A 15,265-nucleotide genomic window follows, 5' to 3' on the forward strand; every position below is an offset into this window, starting at 1 on the left:
CATGTGGGATTCGTGTCCCGAAACGCCTCCGGTGGCCTCGCTTGACCGCAGCGCCCGGCATTGGCAAGGTTTTGCAGGCTTCGCGCATACCGTACGACAGACCCATCCCAATATCCACTGTGGATGGTCGAGTCGGCCGGTGACCGGGTTCCGCCCGCGCCGCATCAGGAGGACTAGAGTTGACCCCCTTCCGCTCCGCGACCGCCATGGCGGTCGCGTCGACCCTGCTGGCCACCACACTCACCGGCTGCCAGTTCGGAGGGCAGGCGCAGGACACAAGTCCGATCGTCATCGCCGCCGACCTGGAACTCTCCGGTGCCGCGGCCGGCGTCGGCAAGGCCTACCGGCAGGCACTGACTCTGAAGGTCGAGCAGTTGAACGCCTCCGGCGCCCTGAACGGCCGAACGATCGACCTGCGGGTGAAGGACAACCGTTCCGACGCCAGCGAGTCGCTCCGCAACATCGTCGACTTCAGCAACGATTCGTCGGTCAGCGCCATCATCATGGGCGGCTGCAACGAATGCGCGGTCGGCGCGGTCCGTACCGTCAATGAGAAGCAGATTCCCACCGTCGCGCTGGCCGCCGCCGGCGCCGTGGCCAGCCCGGTCGCCGAGCGCCGGTACATGTTCAAGCTGGCCCCCAACGCCGCCGACAACGCCGGCGCGATCACCGTCGAGCTGCGGCGCCGCAGCATCAGCACGGTCGGCGTCCTGCGCAGCGACGACGCCTACGGGCGCGAGGGCGTCCAGGCGCTACGTGGCGAGTTCAACAAGGTCGGCATCGACATCCTGGCCGAGGCGTCGGTCCGGGGTACGGACACCGAGGTGGACCGGCAGGCCGGGACGCTGGTCAGCGCCGAACCCCAGGCGATGGTCCTCTGGACCGCACCCGAGCAGGCGATGCTCGGTGCCACCGCGGTCAAGCGGGCCGGTTTCCGGGGATCCCTGTTCCTGGACGCCGCCGCCGCCGGCGACCTCTTCCTCGGCACCGCGGGCCGGGCGGCGGATCGGGCGACCATGGTCTTCACCCAGACCATGGTGATCGACGATGTGATTGCCACCACTCCGGCGAAGGCCGCGCGCCGCCAGTGGTTCCAGGACTACACCGCCCGATTCGGCGGGTACCACGGCTCGTCCTCCTTTGCCGCGGACGCCGTCCAGCTCATCGTCGACGCCGAACTGCGCGCCGGGGGCCCGGCCGGGAAGGTCGACCGGGACGGCCTCCGGGACGTGCTGGAGACGTCCCAGCTGGACGGCCTGTCGGGGCCGATCCGGATGACGCCGGACAACCACTCCGGGCTGATGCCTCAGGCGCTGACGACCCTGGTCGCCCGTAACGGCCGCTGGCGGCTGGCGAGCTGACCTGTCCGGGGCCGGTTGCGGTGGGTCTGGCCACACCGCAACCGGCTCCGGATGGTCATGCCCGGCCCCTCCGCCGGTCGCGGTGCGGCCACCCGCACCCGACGGTCGCTGGGTTCAGCGGCTGGAGGTGGTTTCCCGCAGCCAGGGCAGGCTGCGCCGCTCGACGACCACGAGCGCGGAGTAGAGCAGGATGCTGACCAGGGCGACCAGGATGATCGCCGCCCAGGCGGTGGCGGTGTCGCCGATCCCCGCGTACTGCTGGATGACGTAGCCGAGACCACCCTCGCCGGCCTGGAACTCACCGATCACCGCGCCGATCGCGGCCAGCGGCATGGCGACCTTGAGGCCCACGAAGATCTGCGGCAGCGCGGCCGGGAAGCGGACCTTGCGGAACGCCTGCCAGCGGGAGGCGTTGTAGGACCGGACCAGCTCGGCCAGCTCGGCCGGGGTAGTGGTCAGGCCGGTCGCGGTGGAGAGCACGATCGGGAAGAAGCAGAGCAGGAACACCATGGTCAGGATGGGTTTCTGACCCCAGCCGAGAGCCACCACCAGGAGCGGGCCGAGGGTGATCTTCGGCACCGCGTTGACCGCGACCAGCAGCGGGGTGAACATCCGCTCGACCGTCCGCGAGACGGCCAGCGCCAGGCCGATCAGCACCCCCGCCACGACGGAGAGCGCGAAGCCGATCAGGATCTCCCCGGTGGTGGCAGCGGTGTGCTCCAGCAGCCGCGCCGGCCGTTCGGCGAACGCGGCCAGGACGTCACCGGGCGGCGGCAGGGCGGCCGGGTGAATCAACTCCAGCCGGGCGACCAGCCACCAGAGACCGAGGGCGACCAGCAGGCCGGCGGCCGGCGGCAGCGCCGAGGCAGTCGCACCCCGCAGGTCGCCCGGCCGCCACCGCCGGCCCCGCGGGGCGACCGGGGACGGCCCGGGTACGAAAGTCGCCTCCGGCCGCCGTGTGCGGACATCGGTCATCGGATCCTCCTGCGGTTGGCGTTTCCGGGAAAAGCAGAGCGGGGCACGCCGCACCGGCTGCCCGGTGCGGCGTACCCGTGGGTGGAGCGGTCGACCTCAGGCCTTCGGCGCGAGGTTGAAGTCGATGATCTGGTCGGGGGTGAGGTCCGACTTCAGGGCGCCCGCACCGCGCAGGATCGCGATGCTCTTGGCGACCCGGCCGCTGTCCAGCGTGCCGACCGCGGTGCCGGAGTTGCTGGACCGGACGTACCCGGCCATCAGCTGAAGCTCGGCGGCAGCCGCGGCAGGGTTGACCGCCTCGGCGTTCTTCGCCAGGATCTCGGCCGCCTCGTCCGGGTGGGCAAGGGCGTACTCCAGGCCCTTGAGCAGCGCCTCGGTGAACTTCTTGACCGACTCCGGCTTCTCGCTGGCGTACTGCTTGGAGGTGATCAGCACGTTGCCGTAGAGGTCCTGCATCACGTTGCTGTACGGCAGCAGGACAGCCTTCTTCTTGGTCACCGCCTCGATGGTCGGCTGGCCGACGACGAACTGGCCGATGCCGTCCACCGAGCCGGCGGCGAGCGTGCCCATCAGGGTCTGCGCCTCACCGTTGACCCAGGTCACCTTGGTGTAGTCGATGCCGGCCATCCGCGCGTACGTCGGGAAGAGGTTGCGGACCACCGAGCCGGGGGTGTCGGCGAGCTTCTTGCCCTCCAGGTCCTTCGGGGTGTTGATCCCGGTGCCCTCGACGGTGGCGATGGCAGCCATCGTGCGCTGCTGGATCGCGGCCACCGCGACGAAGTCCTTGGCGTCGCCGTTGCCGAGTTGCAGCAGGCCACCGGTCAGGTCGATCGGGCCGAAGTGCGCCTGGCCGCCGACGATCGTCTGGATCACCGCGCCGGTGCCCTGCCCGGGCTTGATTTCGACGTCGAATCCGGCGTCCTTGAAGAAGCCCTTCTCCTTCGCCACCCAGGCGTAGGAGTCGCGCCCGAAGTTGCCGAACGACGTGAGATACGTCACCTGCTCCAGGGACGCCCCCACGCCGCTGCTGTCGTCGGCCTTGTCCGCATCGCTGCTGCATGCGGAAACCAGGGCGAGAGCGGTGGCCAGCGTGGCCGCGGCGACCGTACGGGTCAGCCTTCTCATCAGTGCACCTTGTCCTTTCCAACCGGGGCGTCGGCCACCGGGAGGGAGTTGTCGGGCGGCACCGGCCAGCTGGGATGGAAGCCGACACCGCGTATCGAGGGGACTCTTCGCGGGCACAGCGTACGAGAACCCCACCTTTGCGACGCCAGGCGTATCGGGTTTCGGAACGGATACAAAGTCGCGTCCACCCCGGACGGTGCGATACGGACCGCGCGGGATAGCCTCTGACGGATTATTGACCGCCCACTCAGCGGAGGCCGCCGGAGATGATCCGACTGTCCGAGGTGTCGCGCACCTTCGACGGCCGCACCGGCCGGGTCGAGGCGCTGCGTGGCATCGACCTCGACGTGGCCGAGGGCGAGTTCGTCGCGGTGCTCGGCCGCTCCGGGTGCGGCAAGTCCACCCTGTTGCGGCTGATCGCCGGCCTGATCCCGGTCAGCTCCGGGACGGTCACCGTGGGTGGCGCGCCGGTCACCGGGCCACGCCCGGACATCGCCATGCTGTTCCAGCGACCGGCCCTGCTCCCGTGGCGCACCGTGCTCGACAACGTGCTGCTGCCGGTGGAGATCTTCGGCTGGAAGCGCGCCGACCACCGGGACCGGGCGCGGGACCTGCTCGACGTCGCCGGGCTGGCCGGCTTCGAGAAGCGGCTGCCACACGAGCTCTCCGGCGGCATGCAACAGCGGGTGTCGCTGTGCCGGTCGCTGATCGGCGATCCCCGGGTGATGCTGATGGACGAGCCCTTCTCCGCGCTCGACGCGCTCACCCGCGAGGAACTGTCCGGGGAGTTGCAGCGGGTGCACATGCGCAACGGCGCGACCGTCGTCTTCGTCACCCACTCCATCGACGAGGCGGTGCTGCTCGCCGACCGGGTGGTCGTGCTCAGTCCACGCCCCGGCCGGGTCCGCAAGGTCGTCGACGTGACCATTCCCCGGCCCCGGACCCTCGGCCGCAACGCCCATCTCGCGGACGTCGCCCGGGTCAGCGCCGACCTGCACGAGCTGCTGATGGAACGCGACCAGCCGGCCACCGCCGGCACGGAGGGACGATGACCGTGCGGGTTTCCGTCTTCACCGAGCCGCACCGGGGCGCCAGCTACGACGACCAGCTCCGGTTCGCCCGGCTCGCCGAGGACGGCGGGTTCGAGGGCTTCCTCCGCGCCGACCACTACCAGGCGATGGGCGACGAGGCGGCGCTGCCCGGGCCGACCGACGCCTGGCTGACGCTGGCGGCGCTGGCCCGGGAAACCAGTCGGATCCGGCTGGGCACGCTGGTCACGTCGGCAACCTTCCGGCTGCCGGGCCCGCTGGCCGTGATGGTGGCCCAGGTGGACCAGATGAGCGGCGGCCGGGTCGAACTGGGCATCGGCGCCGGCTGGTACGCCCGCGAGCACCTCTCGTACGGCATCCCGTTCCCCGGCGCCGGCCAGCGTTTCGACCGGCTCGCCGAGCAGCTCGAAGTCATCACCGGACTCTGGGCCACCCCGTCGGGCGGGAGGTACAGCTACACCGGGGACCACTACCGGCTCGCCGACTGCCCCGCCCTACCCAAGCCGGTGCAGCACCCCGGGCCGCCGGTCATCGTCGGCGGGCGCGGCCCCAAGCGCACCCCGGAGCTGGCCGCCCGGTACGCCGACGAGTTCAACGTGCCGTTCACCAGCATCGAGCAGACGGCCGAGGCGTACGAGCGGGTACGGGAGGCCTCGAACGGTGTCGACCGCACCGGCAGCGGGCGTGAGCCGCTGGTGCTCTCCGCCGGCATCGTGGTGGCGATCGGGCGTACCGATGCGGAGGCCCGACGGCGGGCCGCGCCGCTGCACGTCAAGAGCGCTTTGCCACCCGAGGACCCGGTGGTCGGGTCACCGGAGCAGCTGGTCGACCGGATCGGCGAGTTCGCCGCGATCGGTACCGAGCGGGTGCACCTGCGCCTGATCGACCTCGCCGACCTTGACCACCTGGAGCTGATCGCCGCCGAGGTGCTCCCCCGACTGGACGGAACCCGATGACCGAAACGCCGCTCGATCCTCACTCGTCCGGGCAGGAACTCACCCTCGGTCCGGTCGGCCAGGAGATCGTCTTCGAGAACGACCGGGTCCGGGTCTGGCACATCCGGCTGGAGCCGGGCGAACGGCAGCCGCTGCACCGGCACGACCACCCCTACCTGGTGGTGGCCATCCAGGGCGCGAAGAACGTCGTACAGACCATCGACGGCACCCGGATCGACGCCGACGAGCCAACCGGCGGAGTGGTCTACCGCGATCCGGGTGCCGTGCACATGCTCACCAACGTCGGCGACACGACATATTTGGCTCGACTGGTCGAGTTCAAGTAGACCCGCCGCGAGCAGGTACTCCCTCCTCACACGGCGTGCCGGTGGCGATCGGTGGCAACGGACCGTAACGTGCCGTTCATGGCCCATCGGACCTTGAGCCGCCTACTGCTCACGGCGTTCGGCGTCAGCCTGCTGGCCGGGGCCGGTCAGCTCGGCCTCGCCTTCGGCTTCGGCATCGTACGGCTCACCGGCGCCTTCACCGGCGCCACCGTCAACCAGTGGCCGGCCCAGCTCGTCTGGGCCGGCTGGTTCGCCGCGAACGCGGCCGTGGTCGGTGCCGTGCTCACCGAACGCATGGCCCGCCACGACGGACAGCTCACCGGCACCGGCCGGCAGCTCGCCGTCGCGGGCAGTGCCGCCCTGGGCGCCACCGTCGTGGCACCCCTGTGCATGCAACCGGCCCGCAGCGCCGAACTCATCTCGGTCGACCCGGTCTGGGCCGTGGCCATCTGCGCCGTCCTCGGCGCGGTGGTCGGTGCCGGCGCCGCGCTGGCGGTACTGGTCCGGCCACCCTTCGCCTGGAACATGGCTGCGGTGGCCGGCGTGGTGTGGCTGGTGGCGCTGCTGTCGGTCGTACCGTCACTCGGTGCGGACGGGCCGCTGAACCCGGTACGCCTCGGCGTGCTGGAGCCGGCATGGCTCACCGCCGACGCGGCGCAACGGCTGGGCCTGCTGATCCTGCCGATGGTGACCCTGCTGGCCGGTGCGGCGACCGGGGCGCTGGCCCGATGGCGCGGCCACCCTCCGCTGGTCAGCGGCCCGGCCGGGGTAGCCGGCCCGGTGCTGGTGGCGTTCGCATACCTCTCCGCCGGGCCGGGCGACACGGGCGACCGCTACCAGCTCGCCCCCTACTACGGCGCCCTGATCGCAGTCGCCGTAGGCGCCCTGGGCTCCGCCGCCACCACCCTCCTCCCCAGTGCAAGGAAGGGCCCCCTATTAACGCCTGCGGTAGAGGAAGGGCCCCCTCTTAACACCCCGTCGACCGCCGCGAGCAGCCCGGGCACCGCGGCGTCGGGCGGGCCGGCGACCGCCGAGGCAGACGAGTCGGAGGTCGACCTGGCCGCCACGCCGGAGCCCGTTGCGGCAGACACACCGCAGACCGACCGGACAGGCACACCCGAGGCCGACCGGACAGGCACGCCGGAGAGAGCAGAGGCGGCGCCGGAGAGAGCAGAGGCGGCCAGGCCGAAGACCGACCGGGCAGCCGGATCGGAGGCCGACCGGGCGGCCAGGCCGGAGACCGACCGGACGGGCGGGCCGGAGACCGACCGGGCAGCCTGGCCGGAGGTTGCCAGCGCAGCCGGATCGAAGGCTGATCGGACGAGCCGGCCGGCGGCTGATCGGTCGATGGTGGAGGCGGCGATCGGAGCCGACACCGATACCGCTGCTACCACTGAGGAACCAGCGGGCGGCGGACGCGCTGGGAAGGTGGCAGTTCACACCGACGCGAGCATGCCGACGGCGGACGCCGTCGCCACCAGTGCGCAGGCCGAAGCCGCCCCGCTCGCCGCCGACGCACCGGCAGACGTAACGGGGGCCGACGACCGGACGGGCGACGATCCGGGACCGGCGGACGATCAGGCCACGAAGGCGGCCGGCCCGGCTCCGGAGCCGGTGGTCGAGCCAGCGCCGGTCGGCGACGGTAGCGACATCCCGCCGGTGGTACGAGCCACGGAGCCGCCCGACGGCCCGGTGGTCGAGTCGTCCCGAAAGGCACCGGCACCTCGACGTACGCGCAAACCACGGACACCTGCCGTGCCCGCGGACCCGGCGGGCCCGCCGCCCCGACAGACGCGCGCCACCGCGTCCGACGCCGACACGACAGCTCCAGCTCCAGCTCCAGCTCCAGCTCCAGCTCCAGCTCCAGCTCCAGCTCCAGCTCCAGCTCCAGCTGAGCGTGCCGCCTCGGCGAGCGCCCGACCAGATTCTGGAACTGCGATTCGCGCCAACACCGCTCCCACCAACATCGAGGCCACGGGCGAGAGCGATCCGGCTGTCCACGCCGACGTGAGCAGCTCCGGCGTGAGCAGCGCCGACGTGACCGGTGCCGTTGCGTCGGGCGGAGCATCGGATTGGTGGACGGCCGCCAACGAGGGTACGACCACCGGGGCGGCCACGCCGGAGCCGGCGCCACGGCCACGGCACCGCCTTCCGATGCCCGACCTGAACCGGGCAACGCCCTGGAACGCCTTCACGCCCGCCCGCCGGCCCGGTCCGCCGCCATCCGACGACACCACGGCCACGGGCCAACCCGGCACCACCGGCCCGACCAGCCCCAGCACCACCGGCTCAACCAGCCCCAGCACCACCGGCCCCAGCACCACCGGCTCAACCAGTTTCAGCATCACCGGCCCGGCAGGCACCGACCCGGCAGGCACCGACCCGGCAGGCACCGACCCGGCCAGCCCCGGCACCAATGGCCCGGCCGGCACCGGACCGGGCCGCCGCGACGTGCCGGCCGCGTACACCACATCGCCAGCGGTAGCCGAGCGCACACCGGCGGTCGGGCCGGGCCGGGCCACCGGCGGGGTCACGCCGCCGCCCTCAGCAGACCCGGGCGACAACGATCCGGCGCGTGCGGACGGACCTGACCCGGCGATCATGGCGCGGGAGGTGTCGGCGGCCTACGGTGACGTGCCGGGCGTCGGCACCGACCCGGCGGCCACCGCCCGTGACCTGTCGGCCGCCTTCACCAAACCGCCCGTCACCCGGGTCGAGGACGTGCAGCCGGGCGGAGACCGCGACAAGGGCCGGCGCGGCCTGTTCCGCCGCGGCAGGCCACGCTCGGCGGACGGTGGTGCGGCAGGCGAGCGCGAGGAGGCGCTGGCGGCTCAGGACGAGGAGTACGTCGACTGGGTGGCCGGGCTCAGCCAGCCCCTCGGCGACGACGACGTGCCCGCGCGGAAGGAGCCCCGACGCAAGCTGCGTTCGACCGGGCGGCACCACCGGGACTGACGGCGGGCGAGAGAACGGCGGCTACCGCACCGGCGGCGGAGGCCGGTTCCGCCGGCCTCCGCCCCGCCCCGTTGCCACAGACAGGGCCACAGGTGTGGCGCGGATCGGGACCGCAGATCGGGGCGGTCAGGCCTGCGGCAGGTAGACCCGCCCGCCGGCGGCGACGAACTCGTCGGACTTCTCCTTCATGCCGCGGGCGGCGTACTCCTGGAGATCCTGGGTGATTTTCATGGAGCAGAACTTCGGCCCGCACATCGAGCAGAAGTGCGCGGTCTTTGCCGGCTCGGCCGGCAGCGTCGCGTCGTGGTACGACCGCGCGGTCTCCGGGTCGAGCGAGAGATTGAACTGGTCGGACCAGCGGAATTCGAACCGCGCCTTGGAGAGCGCATCGTCCCAGGCCTGCGCGCCCGGGTGTCCCTTCGCCAGGTCCGCCGCGTGCGCCGCGATCTTGTACGCGATGACACCCGCCTTCACGTCGTCCCGATCCGGCAGCCCCAGGTGCTCCTTCGGGGTGACGTAGCAGAGCATGGCGGTGCCGAACATGCCGATCATCGCCGCCCCGATGGCCGAGGTGATGTGGTCGTACGCGGGCGCGATGTCCGTGGTCAGCGGGCCGAGCGTGTAGAACGGGGCCTCGTGGCACCACTCCTGCTGGAGGTCCACGTTCTCCTTGATCTTGTGCATCGGCACGTGGCCCGGACCCTCGATCATCACCTGCACGTCGTACTCCCAGGCGATTCTCGTCAGCTCGCCCAGGGTCCGCAGCTCGGCGAACTGCGCCTCGTCGTTGGCGTCCGCGATCGAGCCGGGCCGCAGCCCGTCGCCGAGGGAGAACGTCACGTCGTACCGGGCCAGGATCTCGCACAGCTCCCGGAAGTTGGTGTAGAGGAAGTTCTCCTCGTGGTGTGCCAGGCACCAGGCCGCCATGATCGAGCCGCCCCGGGACACGATGCCGGTCACCCGGCCCACCGCCAGCGGCACGTACGGCAGCAGCACCCCGGCGTGCACCGTCATGTAGTCCACGCCCTGCTCGGCCTGCTCGATCACGGTCTCCCGGAACACCTCCCAGCTCAGCTTCACCGGGTCGCCGCCGACCTTCTCCAACGCCTGGTAGATCGGCACCGTGCCGATCGGCACCGGCGAGTTGCGCACGATCGCCTCGCGGGTCTCGTGGATCCGCTTGCCGGTGGAGAGGTCCATCACGGTGTCCGCGCCCCACCGGGTGGCCCAGGTGAGCTTCTCCACCTCCTCGGCCACCGAGGAGGTCACGGCCGAGGTGCCGATGTTGGCGTTGACCTTGACCAGGAACGCCTTGCCGATGATCGCCGGTTCGCATTCGGGGTGGTTGACGTTGAGCGGCAGCACCGCCCGCCCGGCCGCGATCTCGTCCCGGACGAACTCGGGCGTCATCCCCTCCCGGATCGCCACGAACTCCATCTCCGGCGTGACGATCCCGGCCCGTGCGTACGCGAGCTGCGTCGGCCGCTTCCCGTCCGCCCCGGCCAGCGGCGTCCCGGCGCCACGTGCCGGTGCCACGTCGCCCCGTTCGGCGATCCACGGCCCCCGCAGCGGTGGCAGTCCGGCCTTCGGCTCGGAGCCGGGGCCGGAGGTGTCGTAGAGCCGCACCGGCGGGTTGTCCCCGGTCAACTCCACCTCCGCGAACGGCACCCGGAGGTTTGGTCGCGACCCCTCGACGTACACCTTGCGACGTGCCTGCATGACAGCCTCCCTGTCGGCTAAGCGGACCAGCCGAAGTGGTCCATCGGGCCGCGTCCCGCGCCCAACTCCCAGTTCCGCGCGCCGGCCAGCGCACGGTTGACGTACTCCTTGGCGGCGGCGACCGCCGCCGGCACCGGATCGCCCAGCGCCAGCCGCACGGCGGTGGCCGCCGAGAACGAACATCCGGTCCCATGGGTGTGCCGCGTCGGCACCCGTGGCGCGCGCAGCACGGTCGTCCCGTCCGGGCCGTGCAGCACGTCCACCGCCTCGTCCCCGGTGTCCACATCGCCGCCGGTCACGATCACCCACTCCGGCCCGCCGGCGGCCAGGGCCCGCGCGGCCGCCGCCATCTCCGCCACCCCGGTCACCGGAGCACCGGTCAGGGCCGCGGCCTCCGCGCTGTTCGGCGTCGCCACCCGGGCGTACGGCAGCAGCCGCTCCACCGCCTCCACCACCCCGAGCCGGTGTCCACTGGTGGCGACGAGCACCGGATCGACGACCAGTTGCGGCAGTCGGCCGGACGCCGCCGCGTCGGCGATCGCCCCCGCCACCGCCGGGGTACCGAGCATCCCGGTCTTGACCGCCCGCACCGCGAAGTCCGACAGCACGCTGTCGAGCTGGTCGGTGACCGTCTGCGGCGGCAGCGGCAGCACGGCGTCCACGCCCCGGGTGTTCTGCGCGGTGACCGCGGTGAGCACGCTCGTGCCGTACGCGCCGAGCGCGGCGAAGACCTTGAGGTCGGCCTGGATCCCGGCGCCGCCGCCGGAGTCCGAGCCGGCCACGGTGAGCACGGTCGTGGGGGTCACGTCTCTCCCTCGGTTGCCGTCGTGGTTGCGGTGTCGGGTTCCGATGTCGTGGTTGCGGTGTCGGGCTGCGGCTGGGCCTGGGGGGTGGGCGCGGTGCAGGGCTGCGGCGGACCGTGCCCGCTCCGGGCGGTCAGGCTCGATCCCTGCGTGGGCACGGCCGGCCGCAGTCCCGTCGTGGTCGATCCCGCTCGCCGGTGGCGGGTTCGGCGCTCGGGGGTTGCCGTGGCTGGCGGCTTCGGGGTGGCCGCCTCTCGGAAGGCTCTGGTGAGGGTGGCGGCTGTCCGGTGTGGGTTCTCGGCGCGCATGATCGCGCCGAGGACGGCCACTCCGGCGGCGCCCGCCTCGACGCAGGCGTGTACCTGGGCCGGGGTCTCGATGCCGCCGAGGGCTACCGCCGGCACGGGGCTCAGCCGGATCAACTCGGCGAGTCCCTCGGGTAGCAGCTGCGGGCCGTATCCGGGCTTGGTGCGGGTGGGGAAGACCGGCGAGAGGGTGACGTAGTCCTCGGTGGTGAGTCGGCGCAGTTCCGCCGCGTCGTGGCAGGACCGGCCGACCAGGTCGGCCGCGGGCGGCGGGTAGGGGCCGGCCGCCGGCAGGTGGAGCGCGACCGGCAACCGGTCGACGGCGGTGGCCCGGCCCCGGGTGTCGGGACCAGGCGCGTCGGCGGCGCCATCGGGGAGCAGCGGGTCGGAGCCGGCAGGGAGCAGGGCGTCCGTGCTGTCGGGGAGCAGCGGGTCGGGGCCGGCGACGATCAGGGTGCCGCCGGTCCGGGCCAGGATGGGGCGCAGCTCGGTGGCGAGGGCCAGGCGCTCGGCGCGCGGCAGGTCCTTCTCGCGCAGCACCACCCAGCGCACTCCCCCGGCCACGGCAGCCGATACCACGTCCACCAACCGCCCCCGCGCCACCCGCCGATCCGTCAACAGCACGACGCCCGAGATCGTGTGGATCCTGGTCCGAACCGGCCCCCGGAGGTGCGGTGTCGTACCAAGATCGGCAGGGTGTCTGGTCATAGGTCGGGGCGGCCTTCGTGGGGGGTGGAGGGGAGGGCGTGGCGGCGCTGCGGGATGCGGCCAGCGCCGTGGGCGAGGCGGCCGGCGGCTACCGCGTGGCGCATCGCGGTGGCCATCGCCACCGGATCCGCGGCCCGGGTCACCGCGCTGGCCAGCAGCACGCCGTCGCAGCCCAGCTCCATGGCCAGGGCCGCGTCGGAGGCGGTGCCGATGCCGGCGTCCAGGATCACCGGCACGTCGACGCTCTGCCGGATGAGCCGGATGTGGTGCTGGTTGGACACGCCGAGCCCCGACCCGATCGGTGACCCGGCCGGCATCACCGCCGCGCAGCCGACATCGGCGAGCCGGCGGGCCAGGATCGGATCATCCGAGGTGTACGGCAACACGGTGAACCCCTCGGCGACCAGTTCCTCCGCCGCGCGCAGCAGCTCCACCCCGTCGGGCAGCAGGGTCCGCTCGTCGCCGATCACCTCCAGCTTGACCCAGTCGGTCTCGAACGCGTCCCGGGCCAGCCGGGCCACCTTCACCGCCTCGCCGGCCGTGTAGCAGCCGGCCGTGTTCGGCAGCAGGCGTACGCCGCACCGGTCGATCAGGTCCAGCAGACCGCCGGGGCGACCCGGGACGGTGTCCACCCGGCGCAGCGCCAGCGTGACCAACTCGGTGCCGGAAGCCCGGATCGCCTGCTCCAACACGTGCAGGTTGGCGGCCCCACCCGTGCCGAGGATCAGCCGGGATCCGAACCGCACTCCACCCACCTCGAAGCGGTCCACCCGGCTCACCCGCCCTGGGCGGCGCTGAGCACCTCGACCCGGTCGCCGCCGCGCAGCACCGTCGCCGGCCAGCCGGCACGCGGCACGACCTCGCCGTTCACCGCCACCGCCACGCCACGCTGCTGCGGGGTGACGTCCCGGACCAGCTCGGCGACCGTGACTCCGTCCGGCACGCTGCGCCGGACACCGTTCACCGTCAGTTCCATGGGGCATCCTCCGGGCACTTCTCGGACCTGGTGAAAGCGCCGGCCGCGCCGACGAAGCGGTCCGGGCGGAAGGGGGTGAGCAGCGGGTCGGGGGCGGCCCCGGCGAGCAGGTCGGTGATCAGATCCGCGGTGACCGGGGTGAGCACGATCCCGTGCCGGTGATGGCCGGTGGCCACCAGCACGTCGGGACGGCCGGGCAGCGGTCCCAGGATCGGGGCGTTGTCCGGCGTACCCGGGCGCAGTCCGGCCATCGTCTCCACCAGGTCGTACTCGGCCAGCTCGGGCACCAGGTCGACCGCGGCACGCAGCAGCCGCAGCACCGCTCCGGCGGAGACGTCCCGGTCGGAGCGTTCCTCGACGGTCGCGCCGACCACCACCTCACCGCTGTCCCGCGGGACCAGATAGACGTGCTCGCCGTCGGCGTACCCCCGGATGACGTGCCGGAAGCCCGGCGGGCCGCCGTCGGGCGCGCGCAGCCGGAGCACCTGGCCCTTCACCGGGCGGACCGGCAGCCCGGTGAGGGCAGCGGTCCCGCAGCCGGCGGCGACCACGGTGATCCCGGCGCTCACGTCGCGGAGCCGGCGCACCGGTTCGGCGACCAGCACCGCGCCGGCCCGCTCGGCGGCGATCCGCAGCGCCGGCACCAGCCGCCGCGGGTCGACCTGGTGGTCGGTGGCGGCGAACGCGCCGCCGCGCACCCGGGGTGCCAGCGCCGGCTCGCGGTCGCGCAGCTGCGAGGGGCGCAGCGCCGTCACCGGCAGCCCCAGCTCCCGCTGGTACGCCCAGAGCCGCCGCGCCTCGGCGAGGTCGTCGGCGGTGAGCCCGACCATCAGCGTGCCCTCGGTCCGGTAGCCGATGTCGACGCCGGCCGCCTCGATCAGCTCGGCGGCGAACCCCGGCCACCGCGCGGCCGACTCGGCGAGCAGCCCGGTCAGCTCCCGCTCACCGAAGTACGCCTCGGCCACCGGCGCCAGCATCCCGGCCGCGACGTGCGAGGCACCCGACCCGGGCGCGGGATCGTGCACCACGACCCGCAGTCCCCGCGCCGCACACCGCCAAGCGATCGCCAACCCGACCGGCCCCGCCCCCACCACCGCAAGGAAGGGCCCCCTCTTAACGCCTGCGGTAGTAGAAGGGCCCCCTCTTAACACGAGAGCCCCCGGAGCAGTTCGCCAGCGGCGCGGGCGGGGTCGGCGGCTCCGGACAGCGCGCCGACCACCGCCACCCCGTACGCGCCGGCGGCCCGCAGCGCGGGCACCTCCGCCGCCGTCACTCCCCCGATGGCGATCACCGGCACCCCGACCGCCTCGGCCACCGCCCGGACGCCGGCCGCGCCGATGGCCGCCGGCAGTGCCTCCTTTGTCGAGGTCGGGCGGTACGGCCCCACCCCGAGATAGGTCGCCCCGGCGGCGACCGCCTCGACGGCCGTCCCCGGTGCCCGGGCGGTGGCACCCAGCACGGCGGTCGGGCCGAGCACCCGCCGGGCCGCCCCGACCGGCAGGTCGTCCGCGCCGACGTGGCCGCCCGCCGCGCCCGCCGCCAGGGCCACGTGCAGCCGGTCGTTGACCAGGCAGGTCACCGCGTACGGCATGCAGAGCGTGACCACCCGCCGGGTCAGGTCGTACGCCTGGCGGTCGGTCGCGGTGTCCTCGACCCGGACCTGCACCACCAACTCGTCACGGGCCACCGGCAGCACGGCCCGGAGCACGGCGAGCGGATCCCGCCCGGGTCGGGTGTCGGTGATCAGATGCAGTCGCCCCAGGGACGGCACGGCAACACTCCTCCCTGCGCCGGCATTACCCGGATCAGGTTCGACGGTCGGGGGCTCGCAGCCCCCCTCTCAGCCCGGTCAACCGGGCTCCCGTGGGTCACTTGGGTGTCACCGTACGACAGATCCGCCGGGCTGCCAAGGCGCGCTCCCCGACGAGGGCTCCGCGGTGGAGTTGTTAAGAGGAGGCCCTTCCTATACCGGAGGCGTTAACAGGGGACCCCTCCTTACACCGATGC

At 72.9% G+C, this 15,265-nt stretch carries 14 protein-coding genes and 1 riboswitch; of the genes, 5 read left to right on the forward strand and 9 right to left on the reverse strand.

Annotated features, from left to right (window positions below):
- Positions 1–179 precede the first annotated feature (179 nt).
- Positions 180–1,361: an ABC transporter substrate-binding protein gene (locus ACQPYA_RS27340; RefSeq protein ID WP_433529916.1), complete on the forward strand. Its 1,182-nt coding sequence runs from the start codon at positions 180–182 to the stop codon at positions 1,359–1,361.
- 114 nt (positions 1,362–1,475) lie between these two features.
- On the opposite strand, the gene ACQPYA_RS27345 is transcribed toward ACQPYA_RS27340, so the two are convergent.
- The gene (locus tag ACQPYA_RS27345; protein ID WP_433529917.1) at positions 1,476–2,336 is read right to left on the reverse strand and encodes an ABC transporter permease; all 861 of its coding nucleotides are present in this window, start codon (positions 2,334–2,336) and stop codon (positions 1,476–1,478) included.
- A gap of 96 nt (positions 2,337–2,432) precedes the next feature.
- Positions 2,433–3,461 carry an ABC transporter substrate-binding protein gene (locus ACQPYA_RS27350; protein ID WP_433529918.1) on the reverse strand — a complete coding sequence of 343 codons (1,029 nt, stop codon included), beginning with the start codon at positions 3,459–3,461 and terminating at the stop codon, positions 2,433–2,435.
- A 266-nt stretch (positions 3,462–3,727) separates the two neighbouring features.
- Between ACQPYA_RS27350 and ACQPYA_RS27355 the strand changes: the two genes are divergently transcribed.
- From ACQPYA_RS27355 to ACQPYA_RS27370, 4 genes are all read left to right on the forward strand, one after another.
- Positions 3,728–4,513, forward strand: coding sequence for an ABC transporter ATP-binding protein (locus ACQPYA_RS27355; protein ID WP_433529919.1), 786 nt, complete (start codon positions 3,728–3,730; stop codon positions 4,511–4,513).
- 2 nt (positions 4,514–4,515) lie between these two features.
- Positions 4,516–5,466 carry an LLM class F420-dependent oxidoreductase gene (locus ACQPYA_RS27360; RefSeq protein ID WP_433533648.1) on the forward strand — a complete coding sequence of 317 codons (951 nt, stop codon included), beginning with the start codon at positions 4,516–4,518 and terminating at the stop codon, positions 5,464–5,466.
- A complete protein-coding gene (locus tag ACQPYA_RS27365; protein ID WP_433529920.1) occupies positions 5,463–5,792 on the forward strand; it encodes a cupin in 330 nt (109 codons plus the stop codon). The genes ACQPYA_RS27360 and ACQPYA_RS27365 overlap by 4 nt, the downstream gene beginning before the upstream one ends.
- Positions 5,793–5,870: 78 nt before the next feature.
- Positions 5,871–8,747 carry a hypothetical protein gene (locus ACQPYA_RS27370; protein WP_433529921.1) on the forward strand — a complete coding sequence of 959 codons (2,877 nt, stop codon included), beginning with the start codon at positions 5,871–5,873 and terminating at the stop codon, positions 8,745–8,747.
- Between the two features lie 126 nt (positions 8,748–8,873).
- On the opposite strand, the gene thiC is transcribed toward ACQPYA_RS27370, so the two are convergent.
- The 7 genes from thiC to ACQPYA_RS27405 all read right to left on the reverse strand — a co-directional run bounded on the left by thiC (position 8,874) and on the right by ACQPYA_RS27405 (position 15,029).
- The gene (thiC, locus tag ACQPYA_RS27375; protein WP_433529922.1) at positions 8,874–10,466 is read right to left on the reverse strand and encodes a phosphomethylpyrimidine synthase ThiC; all 1,593 of its coding nucleotides are present in this window, start codon (positions 10,464–10,466) and stop codon (positions 8,874–8,876) included.
- A 17-nt stretch (positions 10,467–10,483) separates the two neighbouring features.
- Positions 10,484–11,272, reverse strand: a complete 789-nt coding sequence (gene thiD, locus ACQPYA_RS27380; RefSeq protein ID WP_433529923.1) for a bifunctional hydroxymethylpyrimidine kinase/phosphomethylpyrimidine kinase — start codon at positions 11,270–11,272, stop codon at positions 10,484–10,486.
- A complete protein-coding gene (locus tag ACQPYA_RS27385) occupies positions 11,269–12,198 on the reverse strand; it encodes a thiamine phosphate synthase (protein WP_433529924.1) in 930 nt (309 codons plus the stop codon). Before ACQPYA_RS27385 ends, thiD begins: the two co-directional genes overlap by 4 nt.
- Positions 12,199–12,278: 80 nt before the next feature.
- Complete coding sequence (locus ACQPYA_RS27390) at positions 12,279–13,052, reverse strand: thiazole synthase (protein ID WP_433529925.1); 774 nt, start codon at positions 13,050–13,052, stop codon at positions 12,279–12,281.
- 5 nt (positions 13,053–13,057) lie between these two features.
- Complete coding sequence (gene thiS / locus ACQPYA_RS27395; protein ID WP_433529926.1) at positions 13,058–13,258, reverse strand: sulfur carrier protein ThiS; 201 nt, start codon at positions 13,256–13,258, stop codon at positions 13,058–13,060.
- Positions 13,249–14,409, reverse strand: a complete 1,161-nt coding sequence (gene thiO, locus ACQPYA_RS27400; RefSeq protein WP_433529927.1) for a glycine oxidase ThiO — start codon at positions 14,407–14,409, stop codon at positions 13,249–13,251. The genes thiS and thiO overlap by 10 nt, the downstream gene beginning before the upstream one ends.
- Positions 14,403–15,029 carry a thiamine phosphate synthase gene (locus tag ACQPYA_RS27405; protein WP_433529928.1) on the reverse strand — a complete coding sequence of 209 codons (627 nt, stop codon included), beginning with the start codon at positions 15,027–15,029 and terminating at the stop codon, positions 14,403–14,405. Before ACQPYA_RS27405 ends, thiO begins: the two co-directional genes overlap by 7 nt.
- A riboswitch (TPP riboswitch) is annotated at positions 15,024–15,132 on the reverse strand. It overlaps the preceding gene by 6 nt.
- Between the last annotated feature and the right edge of the window lie 133 nt (positions 15,133–15,265).

It is taken from the genome of Micromonospora sp. CA-263727 (genome assembly GCF_050942455.1).
Taxonomy (GTDB): domain Bacteria; phylum Actinomycetota; class Actinomycetes; order Mycobacteriales; family Micromonosporaceae; genus Micromonospora.